Genomic DNA, 23,035 nt, shown 5'->3' with positions numbered 1-23,035 from the left:
TGAGGAGCCCCGACGATGCCGCAGACCGCCGAGGCCGAGGGCGCACCCGACGAGCTCGTCGGACCGCTGGAACGAGGGCTCGCCGTGCTCCGCGCGATGGCCTCGGGACCCGACGTCCGCCACCGCCCCGGCGACCTCGCCCGGACGACGGGCCTCGCCCGCTCCACGATCGACCGGATCGCGACGACGCTCGTCCGCCTCGGCGTCCTCAGGGCGGAGGGGCGCGATCTGCTCCTCGCCCCGGGGGCCGCCGAACTCGGCAACGCCTACCTCGCCTCCTGCGGGCTCCCCGAGCTCCTCGGGCCGCAGGCCGCAGCGCTCGCCGACGCGCTCGACGCGTCGGTGTCCCTGGCCGTCCCCGACCGCGACGGGGTCCGCTTCCTCACCCAGGCCACCCGTCGGCGCGCCATGGCGACGTCCTTCCGGCCCGGTGGGCTCCTGGCGGCCGAGCGGTGCGCGCCCGGCGCCCTGTTCGCCGCGGAATGGGACGAGACGGATCGCGAGCGGTGGCGGGCCCGGCGTGCGCAGGACCCGCCGGACACCGGGTCCGCTTCCGTACCGCCCGACGAGGTCGAGGCCGGGTTCCTGGAGCGGGTACGGGAGGCGGGCGAGAGCGGCATGGCCGTGGACGACCAGCTCCTCGAGCCGGGACTGCTCTCCGTCGCCCTTCCCGTACGGGGACCCGCGGGCGCGGTGGTCTGCGCGGTCAGCGTCGTCAGCCACACGAGCCGGCACAGCGCCGCGTCCCTCGTGGAACAGGCGCTCCCGCCGCTGCGCCGGGCAGTCGCTGCGATGGAGGCCGCGCTGACGGCGGCACCCGTCGGCGCCGCACCCGCGGGCGGTGCTCCGGCGCCCGTGGCCGTACTGAAGGAGGAGCTCGGCTCGGGCTTCCTCCAGTCGCTCGCGCGCGGCCTCGACGTCCTGCGCGCCTTCGGGTCCGTCCGGGGCCCCGTGCGGCTCTCCGAGCTCGCCCGGCTGGCCGGGCTCCCCCGCGCGACGGCACGCCGGTCGCTGATCACCCTCCGCCATCTGGGGTACGTACGGGAGGAGCCCGGCGGTTTCGTCGTACTGCCCCGGGTCCTGGAGCTCGGCCACACGCGTCTCTCCGGCCTGAGCCTGCCGGAGATCGCGACCCCGCACCTGGTCGACCTGGTCCTTCGCGTCCAGGAGTCCGCGTCCGTCGCCGTCCTCGACGGGGACGACATCCGGTACGTCGCCCGGGTCGCCGGCACCCGCATCATGCACATCGACATCACGGTCGGCACCCGGCTCCCGGCGTACGCGACCTCGATGGGCCGCGTCCTGCTCGGGGCCCTGCCCGGGGAGGAGCGCGCCGAGCGCCTCCGGCGGATCACGCCCTCGGCGCTGACCCCGTACACCGTGACGACCCGTGAGGGGCTCGACGAGGTGGTGGCGGCGACGGCCGCGCGCGGCTACGGGTGGGTCGAACAGGAACTGGAGGAGGGCCTGCGGTCCCTCGCGGTCGCCGTCACCGACCGCGAGGGTCGGGCGATCGCCGCGGTCAACGTGGCCCTGCACGCGGGCCGCGCCACACCGGAGGAGAGCCTGACGACGCTGCTGCCGGCGCTGCGGGAGACGGCGGGGCGGATCAGCGGGGACGTCGCGGCGGTGGGCCGCTTCTCGTCGGTGCCGACGGGCTGACACCACCCCGTCGAGCCCGCGGCGGCGTCAGGCGCCCGGCCCCGTCAGGCGCCCGGCCCCGTCAGGCGCCCGGCCCCGTCAGCCGCCCTGCTCCGTCAGCCGCCCTGCTCCGTCAGCCGCCCTGCTCCGTAGGTCGCAGTGCCTCCACCGCCGCCAGCATCAGTTCCAGGGCGAACGGGTAGCCGCTGTCGCGCATGTCGGCGGCCAGGAGGGGGAATGTCGCGGCGATGTTCGGGTGGGTGTCGGGGGACAGCCGGCCGTAGACCGCGTGCCAGACCTCCTCGTCCTTCTCCCGCGCAGCCGTCGGCAGGGCCGCCGCCGCGGCGTCCTGGGCCGCGAAGGCGAGGGCCTGGTCGACGAAGGCGTGGTAGATGCGGACGGCGAGGTCGTCGGGGAAGCCGGCGCCCCGGAGGATGCCGAGGATCCGTTCGACGGCCCGGGTCTCGTGGGGGCGGCCGGTGGTGCGGTGGGCCGCGAGGGCCGCGGCCTGCGGGTTGTTGCGGTAGCAGGAGTTGATGCGCAGCCCCATCGCGCGGAGGTCGGTGCGCCAGTCGCCGGTCGCCGTCCAGCCCTCCTGCGCGCGGCCGATCAGCTCGTCGGCGACGGCGAGGAGCAGGGCGTCGGTGTTGCGGAAGTAGCGGTAGAGGGCGGTGGGGTCGGCGCCGAGCGCGGCGCCCAGTCTCCGTACCGAGAGGGCCTCGGCGCCGTGCTGGGCGATCAGGCGCAACGCGGTGTCGACGATGAGCCGCTCCGAGAGGACGGCGCCCTGTTTGGTGGGGCGGCGGCGCTGCCGACTGCCTTCGGGGACGACGCGTTCGGACATGGCCGGAACATTACGTCAACGTAGTTGACGTGTAAACGGCCCCGCGCGTCCGGAGACGGCCGGAAGCTTACGTCAACGCCATTGACGTGTGAACCGCCCGCCCGCTTGCATGGCGCCCACCCATCCACACCACAAGTTCTGGAGCGCCCATGACCACGGCCGATCTGGTCTTCACCCGCGGGCCCGTCTTCACGGCGGACCCGGCCCGCACCCGGGCGACCTCGCTCGCCGTCGTCGGCGAGCGGATCGTGGCCGTCGGGCACGACGAGGTGCGGGACCTCGTCGGGCCCGGCACGGAGGTCGTCGACCTGACCGGGAAGCTGCTGCTCCCCGGCTTCCAGGACGCCCACATCCACGCCGTCGGCGGCGGCAAGGAGCTGGCCGAGTGCGATCTCACCGGCACGGTCGGCGTCGCCGACTACCTGGAACGGATCCGGGAGTACGCGGACGCCCACCCGGAGCGGGCCTGGATCACCGGCGGCGGCTGGTCGATGGAGAGCTTCGAGGGCGGGATGCCCACCCGGCAGCTGCTCGACTCCGTCGTCCCCGACCGCCCGGTCCTGCTGTCGAACCGTGACCACCACGGCGCCTGGGCCAACTCCCGCGCCCTGGAGCTCGCGGGGCTCACCGCCGACACCCCCGATCCGGCGGACGGCCGGATCGAGCGGGAGGCGGACGGCACCCCCAGCGGCACGCTCCAGGAGGGCGCGATCGGGCTCGTCGCCCGACTGGTGCCCGAGGCCACCGCCGAGGAGCGGCTCGCCGGTCTGCTGCGCGCCCAGAAGCTGCTGCACTCGCTCGGCATCACGGCCTGGCAGGACGCGCTGCTCGGCTCCTTCGGCGGCATGGCCGATCCGTCGGAGGCGTACCTGACGGCCGCCGGCGACGGTTCGCTGACCGCCCGGGTGACCGGTGCGCTCTGGTGGGACCGGGAGCGGGGCGCCGAGCAGATCCCCGAACTGGTCGCCCGCCGCGAGAAGTTGAACGTCGGCCGGTTCCGCGCCGGCACGATCAAGATCATGCAGGACGGCGTCGCGGAGAACTTCACCGCCGCCATGATCACCCCGTACCTGGACGGCTGCGGCTGCGCCACCGCCAACAGCGGGCTGAGCTTCGTCGACCCCGAGGCGCTGCGCGGGTACGTGACCGAGCTCGACGCCCTCGACTTCCAGGTCCACTTCCACGCCCTGGGCGACCGGGCCGTCCGTGAGGCCCTGGACGCCCTTGAGGCCGCGATCGCCGCCAACGGGCGCCGTGGCAACCGCCACCACCTGGCCCACCTCCAGGTCGTCCACCCCGAGGACCTGCCGCGGTTCGCGGCGCTCGGCGCCATCGCGAACATCCAGCCGCTCTGGGCCGCGCACGAGCCGCAGATGGACGAGCTGACCATCCCGTTCCTGGGCCCCGAGCGCGCCGCCTGGCAGTACCCGTTCGGCGATCTGGTGCGGGCCGGGGCCACCCTCGCCGCCGGCAGCGACTGGCCGGTCAGCAGCCCGAACCCGATCGAGGGCATCCACGTCGCCGTCAACCGCCGCGACCCCGAGGCCACCGACGACCGGATCTTCTACGCCGAGCAGCGCATCGACCTCACCACGGCGCTCGCCGCCTACACGGCGGGCACCGCGCACGTGAACGGCCTCGACGACACCGGCAGCCTGCGCCCCGGCAACCTCGCCGACCTGGTCGTCCTGGACCGCGACATCCTCACCGGCCCGCCGGAGGAGATCGCCGAGGCCCGGGTCGAGCGGACGTACGTCGGCGGACAGCTGGTCCACTCGGTCTGACCGGGCCTCAGGCCCTCGGTCGCACCGACGACGCCCGGACGTCGAGGCGCGTCGGGACGAGAGTCCCGGCGGGCTCCCGGCGGCCGTGCTCCAGGACCGCGACGAGGTGCTCGACGCCGGCCTCCGCGACCGCCTCGGGCCGCAGGCTCAGCGTGGTCACCGGCGGCTGGGTGTGCAGGGCCGTGGCGTCCTCGCTGACCAGGACGACCAGCAGGTCGTCCGGGACCTCGTAGCCGTGGCGGCGCGCCGCCTCCAGGACGAGGGGCGGGCTCGCCTCGGCCACGACCAGGAGGGCGTCGGGGCGATCCCGGCCTTCACCGGTCAGGGCGGTCTCGACTCCCTGCACCACCGGCCCGTTGCCCGCTTCCGCGACGCGCACGGCCCGCTCCGGCAGGTCGTGGGCGGCGCACCACTCCCGGTGCGCGGCGTCCACCTCGGTGTGGAAGCGGGTGGTGCTGTCCGGCACCACGAGGACCGGCCGCCGGGACCCCTGCTGCCACAGGTGGTCGAGGGCCTCGCGGACGGCGCCGCCCGCGTCGACGTCCACCCAGTAGGCCCCCGGCAGCCCCTCGACGGAGCGGTCCGTGAAGACGGGGATGCCGGCGGCGAGCAGGCCCTCGACGACCGGGTCGTCGGCGACGGGGTCGGCGACGACCACCGCGTCGAGGGACAGGTCGGCCCACTCGCTCTGCAGGGAGCCGGCGGGCAGCAGCACCACGGCGTAGCCGCGGCGCAGCGCGGTGGCCGCGGTGGCGCCGGTCAGTCTCGCGAAGTACGGCGACTCGAGAAAGGTCCATGGAGTGGCGGCGAACTCGCCGACCACGTACCCGATCAGCCGGGCCCGTCCCGCGCGCAGCTGGCGCGCGGTGGCGTTGGGCCGGTAGCCCATTCTGCGCGCGGTCTCGCGGGCCTTCTCCCGTACCTCGGGGGAGAGCCTCCCGGTGCCGTTGAGCGCCGCCGAGACGGTCGTCTTGGACAGGCCCGCCTCGCGGGCCACGTCGACGAGGCGGACGCGCGGGGTGGGCGGCGAGGGCTGCCCGCCGCGCCCTGAAGCTTCGGTCATGGGGTGATGGTGCCACCCCCGTGACCTCTGCAAAACCGTTCCCGCAAAGTCGCGTGCAGGTCTTGTGCGGGAACGTTCCCGCACCAATACTCGCTCCATCCCCCCGAGCCCGTCACTACACCTGTAAAGGGGTGGGTCCCTCCCCATGCGCATGCCCAGAGCCCTCGCGCTTCTCGCCTGTACCGCCGCCCTCGCGGCCACCACCAGCGCCTGCTCCGGCGCCACGAACCCGCCCGCGGCCGGCGGCGGCGCGAACTACAAGGTCAGCCCTACCTCCGCCCCCGCACAGGGCCCGCTGGACTCCTTCACCTGGTCCCTGTACGCCGAGCCGTACACGCTCGACTACGCCCTGGCGTACGACTACCCGCCGAACACCGTCCTCGCCAACGTGTGCGAGCAGCTGCTGCGGGTCACCCCCGACATGAGGATCGTGCCCGGCCTCGCCGTGAAGTGGCGGCAGCCCGACCCGCGCACCCTCGTGTACACCCTGCGCCCCGGGGTGAAGTTCCACGACGGCACCACCATGACCGCCGACGACGTGGTCGCCTCCCTCAAGCGCCAGATGGACCCGAAGACCGGCTCTCCGTGGGGCTCCTCCTTCAAGACCGTCGACTCCGTCGAGAAGACCGGCCCGCTGGAGGTGACGATCCGCCTCGGCAAGGCCGACGTCCTCTTCCACGAGCTGATGGCCGCCTCCCCCGGCACGATCGTCAGCGCGGCCTCCCTCGCCGAGGAGGGCAAGGACTACGGCACCCCCAAGGGCAAGCTGAACTGCACCGGCCCGTACGCCCTCGACAAGTGGAACCAGGGCGACAGCATCACCCTCAAGAAGCACGACGCCTACTGGGACAAGACGCTCACGCCCAAGTCCGAGCAGGTGAAGTTCACCTTCATCGAGGACGCCGCGGCCCGCTCCAACGCCTTCCTCTCGGGTACGGCCGACGGGGGGTACATGGTCCCGTCCTCCTCCTTCTCGCAGCTGCGCACGGGCAGCAAGGGCACGCTCCTCTTCGGACCCAACACCGCCGCCGCGAACCTCGCGGTCCTCGACTTCCACGGCACGCTCAGCAACCTCAAGGTCCGCAAGGCCCTGTCGATGGCCCTCGACCGGAAGAACATCATCAAGGCCGCGGCCGGCGGCGTCGGCGTCCCCGCCAAGGCCCCCGCCGCGCGCGGCGCCTGGGCGCTGGCCCCGGAGAAGACGGCCGAGCTCTTCGACACGCTGCCCGAGCCGGTGTACGACGTCGCGGCCGCGAAGAAGCTCGTCGAGGAGGCCCACGCGAACGGCCGCACGGTCACCATCGCCACCAGCTCGATGGCTCCCGAGATCAGCGTCGTCGCCAACGCCGTCCAGGCCGCGGGCCGCCAGATCGGGCTCAACGTCGTCCTGAAGCCGGTCTCGCCCGACGCGTACAGCAGCATCTTCGTCGACCCGAGCGCGCGTGACGGCCTCGACCTCGTCATCACCAACGGCTACGACAACACGCCCGACCCGCTGGAGTTCTACCAGTACCTGCGCACCGGCGACTTCGGGAACTACGGCCGCTGGTCGAACGCCGAGTTCGACGTCGCCTTCGACCGCGCGAACTCCGAGCCCGACCCGGTCAAGCGCACCGAGCTCACCGCGAAGCTCCAGAAGATCGCCATGGACGAGCTGCCGATCATCCCCGTGTACGAGGCGCCCTACTCGGTCTTCCTCGGCAAGCGGATCACCGGCGCACCGACCGGCATCGCCCAGCTCTACTACCCGTGGGCCGCGACGATCGGGGCCTCCAAGCGATGACGCGCTACCTCGTCGGACGGCTCCTCGGCCTGGTGGCGGTGCTGTTCGTGACCTCCCTCGTGGTCTTCGGCTCCGTCCACCTGGCCCCCGGCGACCCGGTGTCGTTCCTCCTGCACGGCCGCCCCGCGACCCCCTCGGCCGTGGCGGCCCTGCGGGCGGAGCACCACCTCGACGACCCGCTGGTCACCCAGTACGCGAAGTGGCTCGGCGGGGTGCTGAGCGGCGACTTCGGCCACTCCGCCCAGTACCACCAGGACGTGGCCTCGCTGATCGGCTCGCGCCTCACCGGCACCGCCCTGCTCGTCGGCTACGCCGCCGTGCTCGTCGCGGTGCTCGGGGTGGCCACCGGCATCCTCGCCGCCCTGAAGCCCGGTCTCCCGGACCGGGTGGTGCTGATCGGCACGGGTGTCGCCACCGCCACGCCCTCGTTCGTGACGGCGATCGCGCTCGTCTCGGTCTTCTCCGTCCAGCTCGGCTGGTTCCCCGGGCCGGGCGGCGGGACCCCGGCGGGCCTCGCCGACCGGCTGTACCAGCTGACCCTGCCCGCCTTCGCCCTGGCGCTGTCCTTCGCGGGACTCCTCGCCCGGGTGACCCGCTCGGCGATGCTCGACGAACTCGGCCGCGAGCACGTCGAGGTGGCGCGGGCCCGCGGCGTCGCGGGCCGGTCCGTGGTCCGCCGGCACGTGCTGCGCAACGCGCTCGGCCCCGTCGTCACCGTCGGCGGCACGATGCTCGCCGGCCTCCTCATCAGCACCTCGATCGTCGAGACCGCCTTCGACGTCCCCGGGCTCGGCTCCCTGCTCGTGCAGTCCGTCACCGCGAAGGACTTCGCGGTCGTCCAGGCGATCACCCTGCTCAGCGTCGCGGCCTTCGTCCTCGTCAACCTCGTCGTGGACCTGCTCGCCCCGCTCATCGACCCCCGTCTCTCCCTCGGGGAAGGCTCCTCATGACCTCCACCACCTCCGCGGTGCCGTACCGCAGGCCCGGGCTGCGCGCCCTGCGCCTGTTCGGCCAGGGACCGCTCTTCGCGGTCTCGGTCGCGGTGCTCGTCCTGCTCGTCCTGGTCGCCGTGCTCGCGCCCGTCCTCACCCCGTACGACCCCGAGGCGCTCGACCTGTCGGCGAGCCTCGTCGGCACCACGGGCGACCATCTGCTCGGCACGGACCAGTCGGGCCGGGACATCCTGTCCCGGCTGCTCGTCGGCGCCCGCACCGGTCTGCTCGGGCCGCTGCTCGTCGTCGGCGTCTCCACCCTGCTGGGCACCCTGCTCGGCGTGGTGGCGGCCTGGCGGGGCGGCTGGGTGGACACGATGCTGTCGCGGTCCATGGACCTCGTCTTCGCGATCCCCGGTCTGCTGCTCGCGATCCTGCTCGTGTCGGTCGTCGGCGAGGGACTCACCGCGCCCGTGATCGCCATGTCCGTCGCCTACACCCCGTACGTGGGCCGGCTCGTCCGGGGCATCGCCCAGCAGGAGAAGGCCCGGCCGTACATCGAGGCGTACCGGGTGCAGGGCTGGTCCGGCTGGACCGTCTCCGTACGCCATCTGCTGCCCAACATCGCGCCGACGGTCTTCGCGCAGTCCGCGATGAACTTCGGGTACGCGCTGATGGACCTGGCGGCCCTGTCCTTCCTCGGCTTCGGGGTGCAGCCGCCGGCCGCCGACTGGGGCGCCATGATCAACGAGGGGCAGGCGGCCGTCCTGCAGGGGGCGATGCTGCCGGCCCTCGCGCCCTCCGCGTGCATCGTGCTCGCCGTGGTGGCGTTCGGCATCGTCGGCGAGGGGCTCGCCGACCGGATCGCGAAGCGGGAACGGTGAACGCGATGAACACAGAGGCGACCGCGCCGGTCCTGGAGATCGAGGACCTCGGCGTCCGCCTGGCCGGAGACCGGGCCGCCCGGCCCATCCTGGACGGGGTGAGCCTGACGGTACGGCCCGGGGAGACGGTCGGCCTGGTCGGCGAGTCCGGCTCCGGCAAGTCCGTGGCCTGCCGCAGCGTCCTCGGGCTGCTGCCCGCGGGCGCCCGCACCGACGGAGAGGTCCGCGTCGCCGGGCGGAACGTCCTCGCGATGAACCGCGCCGAGCTGACCGCGCTGCGCGCCCGGCGGGTCTCCATGGTCTTCCAGGACCCCCGCGCCTCCGTCAACCCGCTGCGACGGGTGGGCGACTTCCTCACCGAGGGACTGCGCGCCGCCGGGACGCCCGCCGCCGAGGCGACCGCCCGCGCCGAGGAACTCCTCGACGCCGTCGGCATCCGCGATCCGCGCGGTGCCCTGCGGCGTCATCCGCACCAGTTCTCCGGCGGCATGCTCCAGCGGGTCGTCATCGCGGCGGCCCTCGCGAGCGAGCCGGACCTCCTCGTCGCCGACGAGCCGACGACGGCGCTCGACGTCACCACGCAGGCCGAGGTCATCTCGATCCTGGCCCGGCTGCGGGCCGAGCGGGGCACGGGCATGCTGTTCGTCACCCACGACCTCGAACTGGCCGCCGCCGTCTGCGACCGGGTGTACGTCATGTACGCGGGCCGGATCGTGGAGACCCGGTCCACGGACGAGTTGTTCGACGCGCCCCGCCACCCGTACACGGCGGGCCTGCTCGCCTGCACCCCGCGCCTCGAACCGGGCGCGCCGGCGCCCCGCCCCCTCCCGGGCCGCCCCGTCTCCCTCGCGGAGGCTCCGCCCGGCTGCTCCTTCGCCGCGCGCTGCGCCCACGCGGTGCCGCGCTGCACGGAGGAGAAGCCCGCGCTCGTACGCCACGGGGACGGACTCGCCGCCTGCCACCGTGCCGAAGAAGGGATCACGCTGTGACCGTCGCGCCCAAGGAGGGCCTCGTCGTCGAGGGACTGCGCAAGCGGTACGGGGACCACACGGCCGTCGACGACGTGTCCTTCGCCCTCGCGCCCGGCTCCTCGCTCGCCATCGTCGGGGAGTCCGGCAGCGGCAAGACGACCACGGTCCGGATGCTCGTGGGCCTGGAACGGCCGGACGGCGGCACGGTCCGCCTCGACGGCCGGGACCGTTCGGCCCGGCCCCGGGGCCGGGCCGAACGGCTCGCCAGGGCCCGGGAGATCCAGATGGTCTTCCAGGATCCGTATCTGTCGCTCGACCCCCGGATCTCCGTCTCGGGCTGCCTGGACGAGGTGCTGCGCCTGCACACCGACCTCGACCAGGCCGCGCGCCGGGACCGGGTCGCCGAGCTCCTCGACCAGGTGGGGCTCGGCGCGCGCGAGGCCTCGGCGCTGCCCCGGGGCCTGTCCGGCGGTCAGCGTCAGCGCGTGGCGATCGCGCGGGCCCTCGCCGTGAAGCCCCGGGTCCTCGTCCTCGACGAGGCGGTCGCCGCGCTCGACGTGTCGATCCAGGCGCAGATCCTCGAACTGCTCGGCACGATCCGCCGGGAGTCGGGCATCGGCTATCTGTTCGTCACCCACGACCTGGCCGTGGTCCGGCACATCGCGGACGAGGTGCTGGTGCTGAAGTCCGGCCAGGTCGTGGAGACGGGCCCGACCGCGCGCGTCCTGGACGCGCCGGAGCACCCGTACACCCGGCTCCTCCTGGACTCCGTGCCCCGGCGACTCAGGCGGCCGGCGGGGCAGGGGTGACGTCCGCCTCCCCGGTCCACGGGGGCCGGGGAGGCGGTCCCGTCGGTCCCGCGGGTGCGGTCGGGCCCGGAGGCACCGTTCAGTCCCGCAGGTGCCGTCGGTCCCGGACGTGCCGTTCGCTTCCGCGGGTGCGTCAGTCCCGCAGGCGTGCGAGGACCGCGCGCATCGAACGCTCCAGGACCGCCCGGGACTCGTCGGTGGGATCGACCAGTTCGAAGCCGTGGTGGGCGTTCGGGGCGTCGATGACCTCGACGTCGGCCCCGCGCTTCCCCGCGGCGGTCAGGAACTCCTCGACGGTCGCCGCGATGGCCTCGTGCTCGAGTCCGGCGCGGGTCAGCACGATCGGAGGCCCGTCCGCGGTGCCCACGGTGTCCACCGGGCGGAAGCGGGACTCCACCGTCTCCCAGCCGGGCAGCGGCGCCAGAGCCGGATAGTTGGCCGCGACGCACCGCAGCCACGGCGTGGGCGCGGCGAGCCAGTCCGCGGCGAGGAGCCCGCCGGTGGAGAAGAACCAGAGCGCGATGCGGTCCCCGTCGACGCGCGGATCGGCGCGGACCTGCTCGACGGCCGCGGCGAGGTCCCCGGCTGCCCGGGGGTAGTCGGCCAGGCCGTGGAGCCGGAGGTCCACGGTGACTCCGACGACGCCCGCGCCCGCCGCGTAGCGGCCGTACCCCAGGAAGCACGGCGTGTCCCGTGGCGTGGGGCGCCGCTCGGGGTCGATCGGGCCGCCGTGGACGAAGACGATCGCCGGCCGGGGCCCTTCGCCGTCCGGGAGGTGGAGGTCGACCCGGCCGACGCGGTCGCGCGGCCGCTCGGGCAGGTCGACGAGGAAGGGCCGCAGGTGGGACGGCTCCTCGTGCTCGTGCTCGGGCGCCGTCACCCGGTGGCCCTCGCCGGCGGCCGCGCGGACGAGCACCTCGGCCAGTTCCCCGGGGACGGAGAGCATCGGCCAGTGGCCGGTGGCGAGGTCGAAGAAGCGGAAGCGGTCCTCGGTGAACACGCGGAGCTGCGGCGGGCCCGACGCCACCGCCATCTCGACCATGGCGATGCTCTGCCCGTTGGCGTTGCAGAGGATGCCGGTGTTCGGCAGGGTGCGCGCGGCGCCGGTCAGGTGCAGCGGCTCGGTGAGCGTACGGGGCGGCTGCGGCGCGGCCTCGCGCTCCAGGCGCGCCAGGGCGTCGGCGGGGATGCCCTCGATGCTGCCCCACCTCGGCCAGGTGCCCGGCGCGGGCGGCGGGACCGGCGCGTCGGGCCGTCCCGCGAGCAGCTCACGGACCTCCGGGTCGGGTACGGAGCGTACGGCGGCGTCGCCGCCCTGCGGGGGTCCGGTGTCGACGGAGACGATCCGGGTGACGCGCCCGGCCCGCCGGTCGGCGGCGCCGAACACCGGGTACAGACCGTATCCGTGCCCGACGAGGACGACGTCGGTCGCCGTGATGCCGTCGATCAGCCGGACCAGTTCCTCGATGTGCGTCTCCAGGCCGGTCCCGTCACCGGCCTCGGCCCGCCGGTCCCCCGTCCCGGTCAGGGTCACCGGGTGGGCCTCCGCTCCCGCCTCCCGCAGCCGGGCCGCGGTCTCCTCCCACACCCAGCCACCGGTGAAGGTGTCCGACACCAGTACGAACGCCGTCATGACCGTCTCCTCGCCTCTTGGGGGATGTCTCGCGGTCACGTTAGGAACTCCCCCTGCGGGAGATTCAAGCGCGCCGTCGGGCCGACAGAATGGTGGGGTCCGAAGGTGGTCGCATCCCGCTGAAAGAGGTTCACCGCAGTGTTGTCCGACGGCCTGTTGAGCATCGGGGAGCTGGCCGCGCGGGCGGGTGTCACCGTCAAGACCGTGCGGTTCTACTCCGATCGCGGTCTGCTGCCCGAGGCGGCCCGCAGCTCCGGCGGCCATCGCCGGTACGGGGCCGAGGCGCTCGACCGGCTGCGGTTCATCCGCTCGCTGCGCGCCCTCGACCTGCCGGTGCCCGAGGTGGAGCGGGTCCTGGAGCGGGACGGGTCCGACGCGGTCCTCGAAGAGGCCGTCGCGGGTCAGTTGCGGGACGTGGGCTCCCAGCTGGTGGCGCTGCGCTGGAAGGAGGCCTCCCTGCGGCTGATCCAGGAGTCCGGCTCCGGGGAGCGCGTGGAGCGGCTGCGGCTGCTCGGCGCGTTGCCGGCCCCGCCGGACACGGACGCCCTGGCGCGTTTCTGGCGTCGGGCCCTGCCGGCGCGGCTGCCGCAGCGGGTGGTGTCCACGGTCCTCGACGCGGTGGTGCCGACGCCTCCGGAGGACCCGGGCCCGGATCAGGTGCTCGCGTTCGCCCGGCTGCACGCGCTCGTCACCGACCCGCGCCTCGAACGGCCGGAGTTCCGGCCCGCGCCGCCGCTGCCGGACGGCGAGTACCGTCCGGTCGTCCTCTACGAGGGACTCGCCGAGGCGTACGGGCTCGCCTCGGCCGAGGTCCGGGCGGGGCGGGAGCCGCACGACGGCGGGGCCCTGGACTGTTTCGTCGCCGCCTACGCCCTGGCGCGCGGGGAGCGGGACACGCCGGACTTCCGGCGCCGCCTCCTCGGCCTGCTCGCCCTGGACGACAGCCCGGTGCTCCCCCGGTACTGGAAGCTGGCCGCCGGCCTGTTCGCCCCGGGCGAGCCGCCCCTCGGCCTGCTGCACCACCACCTCTCGACGGCCCTCCGGGACGAGGTGCACGGCCCGGCCGCCTGACGTCTCCGGTGCACCCGGGGGTGTGGTGATCGGCGGCACCCGGGTGAGTGCGCGCTTGCGGGGCGGCGGGACGGGGAAGGGGCGCACGGACTCAGGACGACGAGGAGGTGGTGCCGGTGTCGGGGCCGACGACCGGGGACGGGATGGGAGCACCGTGCTGGCTGAGCCTGTCCGCGCGCGATCCGGAGGAGGCGCGGCGCTTCTACGGGGCCGTGCTCGGGTGGACGTTCCGGCGGGCCGAGCTCGACGACGCGTACGTGGTGGGTGAGCGGGACGGGGTGCCGGTGGCCGGGATCGCGTCGCTGGCCGCCGAGCCGGCGGTGCCGGTGGCCTGGACGGTGTTCTTCTCCGTCGACGATGCCGACGCGGCGGTGGCGCGGATCCGGGAGCGCGGCGGGACGGTCGGCGTGGGGCCGATGGCGTATCCGCTGGGCGGGCGCGCGGCGATCGCGACGGATCTCGACGGTGCGGCGTTCGGGGTGTGGGAGGGGCGGCCGGTGTCGCGCTGGCACGTCGGAGAGCGGCAGGCTCCGGCCTGGGTGGAGCTGCACACCCGCGACGCGTTCGACGCGGCCGTTTTCTACGGCGGCGTGCTCCGCTGGGCGGAGGGGCGCCCGGGCGCGAGCGAGGTGTCGTACGAGCACGACCGGGTGGTGCTGCGGCGGGACGGCGAGGCCGTCGCCCGGCTCTACAGCGGGCCGGTCGAATCCGCCTCGCCCCGTCCGCAGTCGGGGCCGCGCTGGCTGGTCCGCTTCCGGGTGCGCGATCTGACGGCGGCTCAGGAGGCGGTCGTGGCGCACGGCGGGTCGGTGGTGCCGGGCGGCGAGTGGGCCGGGGTGCGGCCTTCGGACGCGGACGACACGCGCCGGGTGGTGGTCCGGGACCCGGACGGGGCGCTGTTCACCCTGGAGGCGGAGGACGGAGGAGGATCCGAAGCCGTGTGATCCACCGCTCTCCGTTCGAAAGCTCCTTGTGTGGACCGTAGATGATCCTGCAATCTTCATATCGCACAGGATCAGGTTCGGCATGCATGAGCGACGCAGGAGGGAAGGGCCCCATGAGCGGCGAGCGCCCCGGGCTGTACGAGATGTTCGACGAGCGGTTCCTCACAGGACGGTGCATGTACGGGGACGACGCCCTCGAGGTCCTCTACACGGGCTGCCGCTGGGCGGAGGGGCCGATCTATCTGCCCGCCTGGCGGCAGCTGATCTGGAGCGACATCCCGAACGACCGGATGCTGCGCTGGGACGAGGAGACGGGTGCGGTCGGCGTCTTCCGCCGCACGGCCGGACACACCAACGGCAACACCCTCGACCGCCAGGGTCGGCTGATCTCCTGCGAGCAGGGCAACCGGCGCGTGACGCGCACCGAGCACGACGGCACGGTCACCGTCCTCGCGGACCGCTGGCAGGGCAAGCGCCTGAACAGTCCGAACGACGCGGCGGTGAAGTCCGACGGGTCGATCTGGTTCTCCGATCCGGACTTCGGCATCACCAGCGACTACGAGGGTTACCGCGCGGAGAGCGAGATCGGCTCCAACAACGTGTACCGCATCGATCCGGACAGCGGTGAAGTGCGGCTGGTGTCGGACGGGTTCGCCGCGCCGAACGGTCTCGTCTTCTCCCACGACGAGCGGCAGCTGTTCGTCTCCGACACCCGGGCGGGATTCATCCGGGTCTTCGACGTGCGCGAGGACGGCACGCTCTCCGACGGCAAGGTCTTCGCCGACGCGTCGGCCCGGGAGAAGGCCCGTTTCGACAACCTCCGCTTCGACGCGGACGGCCGCCTCTGGGCCGCCGCGATGGCCGACGGCGTGCACTGCTACGACCCTGACGGCACCCTCATCGGACGGCTGAACGTCCCGGAGGCGGTCGCCAACATCTCCTGGGGCGGCGCCAAGCGCAACCGTCTCTTCATCGCCGCCGAGACCAGCCTCTACTCGGTCGTGATGAGCGCCACGGGCACCCACCCGACCGGCCCCGGCCGCCGGCCCTGGCTGGACACGGCGGCCTGAGGCGCGGCGGCGCGAGGCCGCGGGGTCCGAGGCCCGGCGGTCCGAGACCTGGCGGGACAGGGGCCTCGCGGCCGTCAGGACGCGGTCGCCCCCGAGGTCGTGCGCGGGCCGGTCCCGGATTCGGCGCCCCGGGCGTCGCCGGAGGCCGGTGCCGCGAACCTCGCGGGGATCAGCGCGGCGACGACGGCCGCCACCAGGCCGACCCCGCAGCCGATGAGCATGGCCACGCGGAAGCCGTCCTCGGAGGGCAGCGCGTGACCGCCGAGGGTGGTGGTCATCTGGGCCAGGACGACACCGATGACGGCGGCCGAGACGGAGGTGCCGATGGAGCGCATCAGGGTGTTGAAGCTGTTGGCGGAGGCGGTCTCCTCCTGCGGGACCGCGCCCATGATGAGCGCCGGCATGGCCCCGTAGGCGAGTCCGACGCCGGTGTTGCAGATGAGGGTCACGGTGAGCAGGCCCCAGGTGGAACCCATCAGGGCGAGGGAGGAGCCGTACCCGGCGGAGATGACGAGCGCGCCGACCGAGAGCGTGACCTTCGGGCCGCGGGCGGCCGAGAGCTTGGCGCCGAGCGGCGCCAGGATCATCATCATCAGGCCGGCCGGGGCCATCCAGAGCCCCATCGCCATCATCGACTGGCCCAGGCCGTAGCCGGTTGCCTCGGGCAGCTGGAACAGCTGGGGGACGACCAGGGACTGCGCGTACATCGCGAAGCCGACCAGGACCGAGGCCGCGTTGGTCATCAGGACGACCGGGCGGGCGGTGACGCGCAGGTCGACGAGCGGGTCGGAGGTGCGCAGCTCCCAGACGCCCCAGGCGAGCAGGACCACGGCCGCGACGGCGAACAGGCCGAGGGTGGTGGCGCTGCCCCAGCCCCAGGTCGCGCCCTTGGAGACGGCGAGCAGCAGGGCGACGAGACCGACGCCGAGGCCGAGGGCGCCCGGCAGGTCGAAGCGGCCGGGGGCGGCGGCGCGCCGCCCGTCGGGGACGACGCGCCAGATGAGGGCGCCGACCACGACGCTCAGTCCGGCGGCGACCCAGAAGAGCACGCGCCAGCTGGCGTTCTCGGCGACGGCGGCGGAGAAGGGCAGGCCGAGGGCGCCGCCGACGCCCATGGAGGCGCTCATCAGGGCGATGGAGCCGCCGAGCTTCTCGGGCGGGAGGACGTCGCGGAGCAGGCTGATGCCGAGGGGGACGACGCCCATGCCGAGGCCCTGGAGTCCGCGTCCGACGATCATCGGGACGACGGAGGGGGCGAGGGCGCAGACCACCGAGCCGGCGACGAGCGGGACCACGGAGGCGAGCAGGACGCGCCGCTTGCCCAGGGTGTCGCCGAGCCGGCCGGCCACGGGGGTGGCGACGGCTCCGGCGAGGAGGGTGGCGGTGATCACCCAGGAGGCGTTGGAGGCGGTGGTGCCGAGCAGCTTGGGGAGGTCGCCGATGAGCGGCACCACCAGGGTCTGCATGAGTGCGGCGACGATGCCGGCCATGGCGAGGACGCCGACGACGCCGCCGGGGCGGGCGTCGGGCTTGGAGCCGTCCACGGGTTCTCCCTCGGTACTTTCTTCGGTTTTTCAGGAACAGTCATATGCATGATGCACATTGATTGCAGCATGCACAAGCCATGCATGATGCACATGATCGCGCGACAAGAGAGAATGGCTCCATGGACAAGCCCACCCACCTGGTCGAGTTCGAGAGCATGCTGCTCGGACGGCACGCCCACCTTTACGGGCCCCGCTCGCGGGCGGCCGGAGACCACCTCGACCGCAGCGCGTACGTCCTCCTCACCCGCATCCGGATGCACGGGCCGATGTCCATCGGACAGCTCACCGAGGCCTTCGGCCTCGACGCCTCCACCCTCAACCGGCAGACCGCCGCGATGCTGCGCGCCGGAGTCGTGGAGCGCATCCCTGATCCGGACGGCGGCATCGCCCGCAAGTTCCGCATCACGGAGGAGGGCGAGCGCCGCCTGGACGCCGACCGGGCCTTCAACGTCGCGGGCCTGGAGCGGGTGATGGAGGACTGGTCACCCGAGGACGTGGCCCGCTTCGCCGCCTACCTGGAACGCTTCAACCGGGACATCGAGCGCCTCGAAGGCCGCCCCTGGCCCCGGCCGTGACAACCCGTCAGGCGCCCCGGTGCATGGCGGCCCGCCGGTCCGCCGTCGCCAGGGCGGTGTTGACGAGCGCCACGGCGGCGAAGGAGAGCGCCCACACCGGCCGGCCGAGGTCGAGGAGCGCGAGCGCCGCCGCGCCGAACACCAGGGCCTTCACGCACAGGACGCCCGCGAGCGGCACCCGGAACCGGGCCCTCGGGGCGGCGAACAGGCCCCAGACGAGGGCCGCGAGGGCGGGCGCGGCGACCGCGAGCAGCAGCCGGAGCGCCACGTTCTCCGCGCCCTCCCATCCCCACCAGGCCAGGACGGCCAGCGCGGCGAGCTCAAGCAGGAACGCCAGACCTTCGTTCAGTACGTGCAGCGGCGTGGGCAGCTTCATCGGGGACCTCTCGACGTCGATCACGCGTACGACCGCCCGAGCTTAAGACCCGCCGGGTCGGACGTCTCCGGGTTTGACACCTCCGGGGACCCGGCGGACGGTGGGACTCGGGGAGGGGCGTGACTCGGGGGCGGGTGTGGCTCCCGGACGGGTGCGCTCCCCCGGCGAGGAGATGAGAACCGGATGGCTGCCGGGATGGACCTCGGGACGACACCGGCCATGGCCCCGCACACCACACCGGCCCTCGTGACCTTCGCCGCCTTCCTCCAGCTGCCCGCCCTCGACCTGGAGGCCCGGGTCGCCCAGGAGCTCGCGGAGAACCCCGCACTCGAAGAGGACCCGGAACCGGCGGCCTGCCCCCTGTGCGGAACCCTCTTCGGCTCCCCCGGCCTGTGCCCCTGCCTGGACGGCACTGCCGCACGGGCCACTCGGCAGCCCGGGCCGGGACCCGAGCCGCCCGCCGACGAGCGCGCCGCGTGGCTCCTCGCCGAGGTCGGGGCCGTGCTCCCCGCCGAGGACGCCCCGCTCGCCGCGTACCTCCTCGGCAGCCTCGGTCCGCGCGGTCGCCTGGACGCCCCCGTCGAGGAGATCGCCGCCGCCCTCGGCGTCACCCCCGGCCGCGCCCGGCGCGCGCTGGCCGCCCTCCGCACGGCGACGCCGGCCGGGACCGGTGCCCACGACCTGCGCGAATGCCTGCTGCTCCAGCTCGACCGCTGGGAAGAGCGACACGGCGCACGGGTTCCCCTGGCCAGGGCCGTGCTCAGCCGCCACCTGGAGTCCCTGGCCGACGAGGACGGCTTCGCGGAGGCCGCGCGGGCGCTCGGGGTGCCGGTCGAGGAGGTACGACGGGTCAGGGCGTTCGTCCGCTCCGAGCTGCGGCCCTCGGCCGAGCCGGACCTGACTCCCCCACCCGCCGCCGCGTGTGCTCCGCCCGACCTGGTGATCACCGGGGACCACCAGGGCTCCTACACGGTCACCCTCCTCGAACCCCTGCGCCTCCGGCTCGCTGTCAGCCCCTCGTACCTCGCGTTCGCCGCCGACTCCGGGGGATCCGGCCCTGCCGGTGAGCGCCTCGCGCGAGCCCAGGTCTGCCGGGCACGGGAGTTCCTCGCGCGGCTCGACGGCCGCTGGCGCACGCTGCGCCGGATCGCCGAGTACGTCATGGACGCGCAGCGGCCCTTCCTCGACGAAGGACCGGCCGGGCTGCGCCCGCTCCGCCGGCGTGAGGTCGCGAACGCCCTCGGCCTGCACGAGTCGACGGTCTGCCGGGCCGTCGCGGGTCGCGTGGCGCTGCTCCCCTGCCGCCGGACCATGCCGCTCGCCGGTTTCTTCGGCGCGGGCACCGACGTCCAGACGGCCCTCCGCGACCTCGTCGCGCACGAGGCCCGGCCGCTCTCCGACGCCGAACTGGCGGGGCTCCTCGCCGAACACGGCTTCCCCGTGGCGCGCCGTACGGTGGCCAAGTACCGCACGGCCCTGGGCATCGAGCCCCGCGCCCACCGGGCGGCGCGGCCGCAGGCCGCCTGAGCCCGCCGCCGTCCCGAAGACCCCTTCGTGTCCGACGCCGGTGCGCACGAAGGGATCTTCGGCACACGAGAGCCGGACCCCCGCCACCACGGCCTCCAACCGCTGGCACGGAACTTGCAGGGAGAAGGGCGAGCGTCGAGGAGGCCGCAATGCACAACATGGATCGCACACAGCTCGAGTTCGGTTACGGGACCGGCGGCGGCACGGCCGGAGAGGCGGAGGCGTACGGCGCGTACGCGCCCGAGTTCGAGGGCGCGGCCGGGTACGGCTCCCAGGAGGCCGAGGGCGGCTTCGACGAGGTGCGGGAAATGGAGCTGGCCGGCGAGCTCCTGGAGGTCGGCGACGAGGCGGAGCTCGAACAGTTCCTCGGCGGGCTGATCCGCGCCGCCGCTCCCCTGCTCCGGGGCGCCGCGGGCAAGACCCTTCAGGGCCTGCTGCGGGGCGCCGCCCGGCAGTTCCTCCCGGTGCTCGGCTCGGCCGCCGGCAATCTCGTCGCTCCCGGGGTCGGCGGGCTGATCGGCTCGCAGCTGGCGTCGAAGGCGGGGAGTCTGCTCGGGCTCGAAGTGGAGGGGCTGAGCAGGGAGGACCAGGAGTTCGAGGCGGCCCGCCAGTTCGTCCGGTTCGCCGCCGACGCCGCCCGGACGGCAGCGGGTGCCGACGGCGGGGCGGGGGCGTACGGGGAGTACGAGGGCGACTTCCGGGGCGAGTTCGGGGACGGCGCCGGGGCCGAGTTCGAAGGGGCGGGCCAGGAGTACGGGTACGAGTTCGAGGGCGCGGGCGGTCTCGCGGGCGAATACCAGGGCGAGGGCGAGTACCGAGGCGCATACGAGGGCGAGTACGAAGGCGGGTACGCAGGCGAGTTCGAAGGCGACCCCGAGGGTGACTTCGAGGGCGTCGGCGAGGCGGACGCGGGGGCCGCGCGGGCCGCCGTGCTGAGCGCCGCACAGCGGTACGCCCCCGGGCTCGTCCCTCTGGTCTCCGGTGCCGCCTCCGCCGTGCCCGATCTCAGGGGTCCCGCGGCCTACGGCGGGCGGCGCTCCAGCGGCCGCTGGGTCAGGCGGGGCCGGACCATCATCCTCCTCGGCATCTGAGGCACCCGAGGCACCCGAACGGGCACCCGAAGGGAGACCGGCCATGGCCACGTACGAGTGCGAGTGCGGCGGCGGGCACCACCGGCACGCCGCGGAACCGGAGCGGCCCACCGCTCCGGAGCTGCGGGAGTACGCGGCGGAGACGGGCCTGCTCGGCGGCGAGTACGACAGTCCGCTGACCGAGGCGGAGGAGAGCGCGCTCGCCACGGAACTCCTCGGCGTCGCCGACGAGCAGGAGCTGGAGGCCTTCCTCGGCTCGCTCCTCGCGCCCCTCGCGCGGCACGACGGCGGGTTCCTCAGCGCGGCGGCGGGCGAGGCGCTGGGCGGGGTCCTGAAGAACGTGGCCCGGACCGTGCTCCCGCCGGCTCCTCCGACAGGCGGGAGGGGGGTGAGCAGTCCCCCGTGCCTCCCTCCGACAGGCCGGAGGGGGGCGCCCGGCCCCGGATGCCTTGTGGTGGACCGGCTGCCGATGCTGCGGCAGCACGTCGGCACCAGGCCCGACCTGATCCTGAAGTGGAACGCGATGGACCGGCCGTCCCGGATCGACGTCGTGGTCCATCTGCACGGCTTCGCGCTCCACGGCGGGAGGATGACCCTCCCCGTGGACATGGAACCGGTCAGCGGGCTTGAGTTCCACACCGCCGGAAACGCCCCCGGCCGCACCGCTCCTACCCTGCTCGTACTCCCCCGGGGCCATCACGTCGACGGACCGTCGGGCCGGCGCTACTCGCATCCCGCCCTTGAGCCGCCCGGAGCGATCGACCGCCTGGTCGCCGAGGCCCTGGCCCGCTTCAGGGCCGCGACGGGCGTGGACGCCCCGCGCGGGCGGCTCGTCCTCACGGCTCACTCCGGCGGCGGCGCCTCGCTGGTGAAGATCCTGCGGACCGTCGACCCGGACGAGGTGCACACCTTCGACGCGCTGTACCAGGACCCGACGCCGCTCATCGACTGGGCCCGGCAGAGGATCGACCGGGGATCCGGCGCCCTCCGGGTGCTCTACCGGCCGTACGAGAAGACCGCACGCAACAGCGAACGGGTGGCAGCCGCCGTGCGACCGGCGGGCTCTCCGAGGTTCCGGGTGGAGTGGACGAAGGTGCAGCACATGCACATCCCCCGGCTCTACGGGCCGCTGCTCCTGGCCGACGTGGCCGCCGACCTGCCGGGCACGGGACCGGCCCCCGCGCCTCGTCGCGGCACCGCCGTACGCGAAGTCGCGGACACGTACGGGGAGCTGGCGAGCGGGACGGGCGACCGGTGGAGCGGCACGCCCGAGCAGCTCGACTTCCGGCAGCGGGTCCTCAGCGCGCATCTGGCCCACTCCCGGCAGAAGGGCCGGCCCGGACGGGACCTGGCGCCCGACGAGCTGAGCCACGTTCCCGGAACTCCGGACCGCATCATCATGCGGAGCGACGCCGCCGCCGCGGCCGGCCGGCTTCTCGCGGCCGCCAACGCGGCGCTCGCCGAGGCACGCGCGTCGGGGGACGCGGACTCCGGACACACCACGCGGCTCACCGCGACCAGCGGCTACCGGGGCAGAGAGCGTCAACGAAGCCTGTGGCTGGGGCACTTCACGGGCTACTACGACGTGACGGCCACCGCCCGAGCGAAGCTCCCCGGCGGCCCGCACGGTGACCGGGCCGTCCGGTACATGCTGGTCGACTTCCCCATCCCCGACAAGATCGCCGCGCCCGGGTACAGCAACCACCAGAACGGGATCGCGATCGACTTCCTCCAGGAGCGGGACCGGGGTCACGGGATCGCCAACAGCACCGGGAAGAGAGCCGTGCGGCGCTGGCGCTCCACCTGGTTCTACGGCTGGCTGCGGGCGAACGCGCACCGCTTCGGCTTCGGGCCCCTTGCCACGGAACCGTGGCACTGGATCTTCCGGGGCAGTCCTTCGACCGAACTCTTCGGCTTGGGCTCCGAGTCGATGGATCCCCAGGAAAGCGAGTTCGAAGTCGCGAGGCGGTTCGTCCGGCTCTCCGCCGCCGCCGCGCGGAACGCGGCGATGGCGCCGCGCGACCGGTACCACCGCTACAGGCCGTACCGGGGCCGGGCAGGCGACCGCGCGGTCGGCCGGGCCGCCGTCTTCACCGCCGCCCGGCGGTACGCGCCCGGGCTCTACCGCTCCTTCCACCGGTACGCGCGCCCGGCACCGTGGTACTGGCCGCGCCGCCGGTACGGCCACCGGTACCCGGGCGCCACGCCCTGGCCCGTACCCCTCCCGTACGAACCGACGCCGGAACCGATGCCGTACGCCGACACGGGCACCGACCCCGGACCGGTCGACACCGGACCGGTCGACACCGGACCGGTCGATGCCGGACCGGTCGACACCGGACCAGAGGCCGCCCCGGACGCCCCTGCGGCCCCGCCCCCTGCCCGCGCACCGGCCGAGCCGGTCGCCGAGCCGTCGGCCGCTCCCGCACCACCGGATTCGGGCACATGGGTGCGCCGGGGTGACCGGGTCATGATCACGGAGGCCTGACC

19 protein-coding genes are annotated in these 23,035 nt (G+C 74.1%); 14 read left to right on the top strand and 5 right to left on the bottom strand.

Annotated elements, in window-relative coordinates:
• The first annotated feature begins 15 nt into the window (after window positions 1–15).
• A complete protein-coding gene (locus GGE06_RS06995) occupies window positions 16–1,662 on the top strand; it encodes an IclR family transcriptional regulator domain-containing protein (protein WP_184930283.1) in 1,647 nt (548 codons plus the stop codon).
• Between the two features lie 112 nt (window positions 1,663–1,774).
• On the opposite strand, the gene GGE06_RS06990 is transcribed toward GGE06_RS06995, so the two are convergent.
• Entirely contained in the window at window positions 1,775–2,485 is a 711-nt protein-coding gene (locus GGE06_RS06990) for a TetR/AcrR family transcriptional regulator (RefSeq protein ID WP_116157367.1), read from the bottom strand.
• A gap of 149 nt (window positions 2,486–2,634) precedes the next feature.
• On the opposite strand from GGE06_RS06990, the gene GGE06_RS06985 reads away from it, so the two are divergent.
• The gene (locus GGE06_RS06985; RefSeq protein WP_184930282.1) at window positions 2,635–4,269 is read left to right on the top strand and encodes an amidohydrolase; all 1,635 of its coding nucleotides are present in this window, start codon (window positions 2,635–2,637) and stop codon (window positions 4,267–4,269) included.
• A gap of 7 nt (window positions 4,270–4,276) precedes the next feature.
• Here the strand turns inward: GGE06_RS06985 and GGE06_RS06980 are convergent, their stop codons facing one another.
• Entirely contained in the window at window positions 4,277–5,332 is a 1,056-nt protein-coding gene (locus tag GGE06_RS06980) for a LacI family DNA-binding transcriptional regulator (protein WP_116157369.1), read from the bottom strand.
• Between the two features lie 145 nt (window positions 5,333–5,477).
• Here GGE06_RS06980 and GGE06_RS06975 point away from each other — a divergent pair, with 145 nt between their 5' ends.
• Genes GGE06_RS06975 through GGE06_RS06955 form a run of 5 tightly spaced genes read left to right on the top strand, consistent with a single transcriptional unit; the run spans window position 5,478 to window position 10,711 of the window.
• A complete protein-coding gene (locus GGE06_RS06975) occupies window positions 5,478–7,115 on the top strand; it encodes an ABC transporter substrate-binding protein (RefSeq protein ID WP_184930281.1) in 1,638 nt (545 codons plus the stop codon).
• Complete coding sequence (locus GGE06_RS06970; protein ID WP_184930280.1) at window positions 7,112–8,065, top strand: ABC transporter permease; 954 nt, start codon at window positions 7,112–7,114, stop codon at window positions 8,063–8,065. The genes GGE06_RS06975 and GGE06_RS06970 overlap by 4 nt, the downstream gene beginning before the upstream one ends.
• Entirely contained in the window at window positions 8,062–8,931 is an 870-nt protein-coding gene (locus tag GGE06_RS06965) for an ABC transporter permease (RefSeq protein ID WP_116157372.1), read from the top strand. The genes GGE06_RS06970 and GGE06_RS06965 overlap by 4 nt, the downstream gene beginning before the upstream one ends.
• Window positions 8,932–8,936: 5 nt before the next feature.
• Complete coding sequence (locus GGE06_RS06960; RefSeq protein ID WP_184930279.1) at window positions 8,937–9,920, top strand: ABC transporter ATP-binding protein; 984 nt, start codon at window positions 8,937–8,939, stop codon at window positions 9,918–9,920.
• Entirely contained in the window at window positions 9,917–10,711 is a 795-nt protein-coding gene (locus GGE06_RS06955) for an ABC transporter ATP-binding protein (RefSeq protein WP_312883047.1), read from the top strand. Before GGE06_RS06960 ends, GGE06_RS06955 begins: the two co-directional genes overlap by 4 nt.
• 133 nt (window positions 10,712–10,844) lie before the next feature.
• Here the strand turns inward: GGE06_RS06955 and GGE06_RS06950 are convergent, their stop codons facing one another.
• Window positions 10,845–12,344, bottom strand: coding sequence for an alpha/beta fold hydrolase (locus GGE06_RS06950; RefSeq protein WP_116157374.1), 1,500 nt, complete (start codon window positions 12,342–12,344; stop codon window positions 10,845–10,847).
• A gap of 138 nt (window positions 12,345–12,482) precedes the next feature.
• Here GGE06_RS06950 and GGE06_RS06945 point away from each other — a divergent pair, with 138 nt between their 5' ends.
• The 3 genes from GGE06_RS06945 (at window position 12,483) to GGE06_RS06935 (ending at window position 15,429) form a co-directional block, all read left to right on the top strand.
• Window positions 12,483–13,415: a MerR family transcriptional regulator gene (locus GGE06_RS06945; protein WP_184930278.1), complete on the top strand. Its 933-nt coding sequence runs from the start codon at window positions 12,483–12,485 to the stop codon at window positions 13,413–13,415.
• 116 nt (window positions 13,416–13,531) lie between these two features.
• Complete coding sequence (locus GGE06_RS06940) at window positions 13,532–14,359, top strand: VOC family protein (protein WP_312883046.1); 828 nt, start codon at window positions 13,532–13,534, stop codon at window positions 14,357–14,359.
• 113 nt (window positions 14,360–14,472) lie between these two features.
• Window positions 14,473–15,429, top strand: a complete 957-nt coding sequence (locus GGE06_RS06935) for an SMP-30/gluconolactonase/LRE family protein (RefSeq protein WP_184930277.1) — start codon at window positions 14,473–14,475, stop codon at window positions 15,427–15,429.
• A 74-nt stretch (window positions 15,430–15,503) separates the two neighbouring features.
• Here the strand turns inward: GGE06_RS06935 and GGE06_RS06930 are convergent, their stop codons facing one another.
• Entirely contained in the window at window positions 15,504–16,973 is a 1,470-nt protein-coding gene (locus GGE06_RS06930) for an MFS transporter (RefSeq protein WP_184930276.1), read from the bottom strand.
• 122 nt (window positions 16,974–17,095) lie between these two features.
• Between GGE06_RS06930 and GGE06_RS06925 the strand changes: the two genes are divergently transcribed.
• On the top strand, window positions 17,096–17,551 hold the full coding sequence (locus GGE06_RS06925; RefSeq protein ID WP_116157378.1) for a MarR family winged helix-turn-helix transcriptional regulator: 456 nt from the start codon (window positions 17,096–17,098) through the stop codon (window positions 17,549–17,551).
• Window positions 17,552–17,558: 7 nt separating this feature from the next.
• Here the strand turns inward: GGE06_RS06925 and GGE06_RS06920 are convergent, their stop codons facing one another.
• A complete protein-coding gene (locus GGE06_RS06920) occupies window positions 17,559–17,927 on the bottom strand; it encodes a DUF2568 domain-containing protein (RefSeq protein WP_184930275.1) in 369 nt (122 codons plus the stop codon).
• A gap of 183 nt (window positions 17,928–18,110) precedes the next feature.
• On the opposite strand from GGE06_RS06920, the gene GGE06_RS06915 reads away from it, so the two are divergent.
• The 3 genes from GGE06_RS06915 to GGE06_RS06905 all read left to right on the top strand — a co-directional run bounded on the left by GGE06_RS06915 (window position 18,111) and on the right by GGE06_RS06905 (window position 23,033).
• Entirely contained in the window at window positions 18,111–19,454 is a 1,344-nt protein-coding gene (locus GGE06_RS06915; protein WP_184930274.1) for an RNA polymerase factor sigma-54, read from the top strand.
• A 158-nt stretch (window positions 19,455–19,612) separates the two neighbouring features.
• Window positions 19,613–20,545, top strand: coding sequence for a hypothetical protein (locus GGE06_RS43370; RefSeq protein WP_221517883.1), 933 nt, complete (start codon window positions 19,613–19,615; stop codon window positions 20,543–20,545).
• A 43-nt stretch (window positions 20,546–20,588) separates the two neighbouring features.
• The gene (locus GGE06_RS06905; RefSeq protein WP_184930272.1) at window positions 20,589–23,033 is read left to right on the top strand and encodes a M15 family metallopeptidase; all 2,445 of its coding nucleotides are present in this window, start codon (window positions 20,589–20,591) and stop codon (window positions 23,031–23,033) included.
• Window positions 23,034–23,035 lie beyond the last annotated feature (2 nt).

Source organism: Streptomyces nymphaeiformis, from assembly GCF_014203895.1.
Lineage (GTDB): Bacteria > Actinomycetota > Actinomycetes > Streptomycetales > Streptomycetaceae > Streptomyces > Streptomyces nymphaeiformis.
The sequence above is the reverse complement of the archived record's forward strand: the minus strand, read 5'-3'. Positions and strand labels throughout refer to the sequence as shown.

Excerpts from the sequence above, each read along its gene's own strand:
- GGE06_RS06915 (WP_184930274.1), top strand. The coding sequence starts at position 18,111 with ATGGCTGCCGGGATGGACCTCGGGACGACACCGGCCATGGCCCCGCAC.
- GGE06_RS06960 (WP_184930279.1), top strand. The coding sequence starts at position 8,937 with ATGAACACAGAGGCGACCGCGCCGGTCCTGGAGATCGAGGACCTCGGC.
- GGE06_RS06905 (WP_184930272.1), top strand. The coding sequence starts at position 20,589 with ATGGCCACGTACGAGTGCGAGTGCGGCGGCGGGCACCACCGGCACGCC.
- GGE06_RS06970 (WP_184930280.1), top strand. The coding sequence starts at position 7,112 with ATGACGCGCTACCTCGTCGGACGGCTCCTCGGCCTGGTGGCGGTGCTG.
- GGE06_RS06985 (WP_184930282.1), top strand. The coding sequence starts at position 2,635 with ATGACCACGGCCGATCTGGTCTTCACCCGCGGGCCCGTCTTCACGGCG.
- GGE06_RS06950 (WP_116157374.1), bottom strand. The coding sequence starts at position 12,344 with ATGACGGCGTTCGTACTGGTGTCGGACACCTTCACCGGTGGCTGGGTG.
- GGE06_RS06920 (WP_184930275.1), bottom strand. The coding sequence starts at position 17,927 with ATGAAGCTGCCCACGCCGCTGCACGTACTGAACGAAGGTCTGGCGTTC.
- GGE06_RS06965 (WP_116157372.1), top strand. The coding sequence starts at position 8,062 with ATGACCTCCACCACCTCCGCGGTGCCGTACCGCAGGCCCGGGCTGCGC.
- GGE06_RS06925 (WP_116157378.1), top strand. The coding sequence starts at position 17,096 with ATGGACAAGCCCACCCACCTGGTCGAGTTCGAGAGCATGCTGCTCGGA.
- GGE06_RS06990 (WP_116157367.1), bottom strand. The coding sequence starts at position 2,485 with ATGTCCGAACGCGTCGTCCCCGAAGGCAGTCGGCAGCGCCGCCGCCCC.
- GGE06_RS06975 (WP_184930281.1), top strand. The coding sequence starts at position 5,478 with ATGCGCATGCCCAGAGCCCTCGCGCTTCTCGCCTGTACCGCCGCCCTC.
- GGE06_RS43370 (WP_221517883.1), top strand. The coding sequence starts at position 19,613 with ATGGATCGCACACAGCTCGAGTTCGGTTACGGGACCGGCGGCGGCACG.
- GGE06_RS06935 (WP_184930277.1), top strand. The coding sequence starts at position 14,473 with ATGAGCGGCGAGCGCCCCGGGCTGTACGAGATGTTCGACGAGCGGTTC.
- GGE06_RS06995 (WP_184930283.1), top strand. The coding sequence starts at position 16 with ATGCCGCAGACCGCCGAGGCCGAGGGCGCACCCGACGAGCTCGTCGGA.
- GGE06_RS06980 (WP_116157369.1), bottom strand. The coding sequence starts at position 5,332 with ATGACCGAAGCTTCAGGGCGCGGCGGGCAGCCCTCGCCGCCCACCCCG.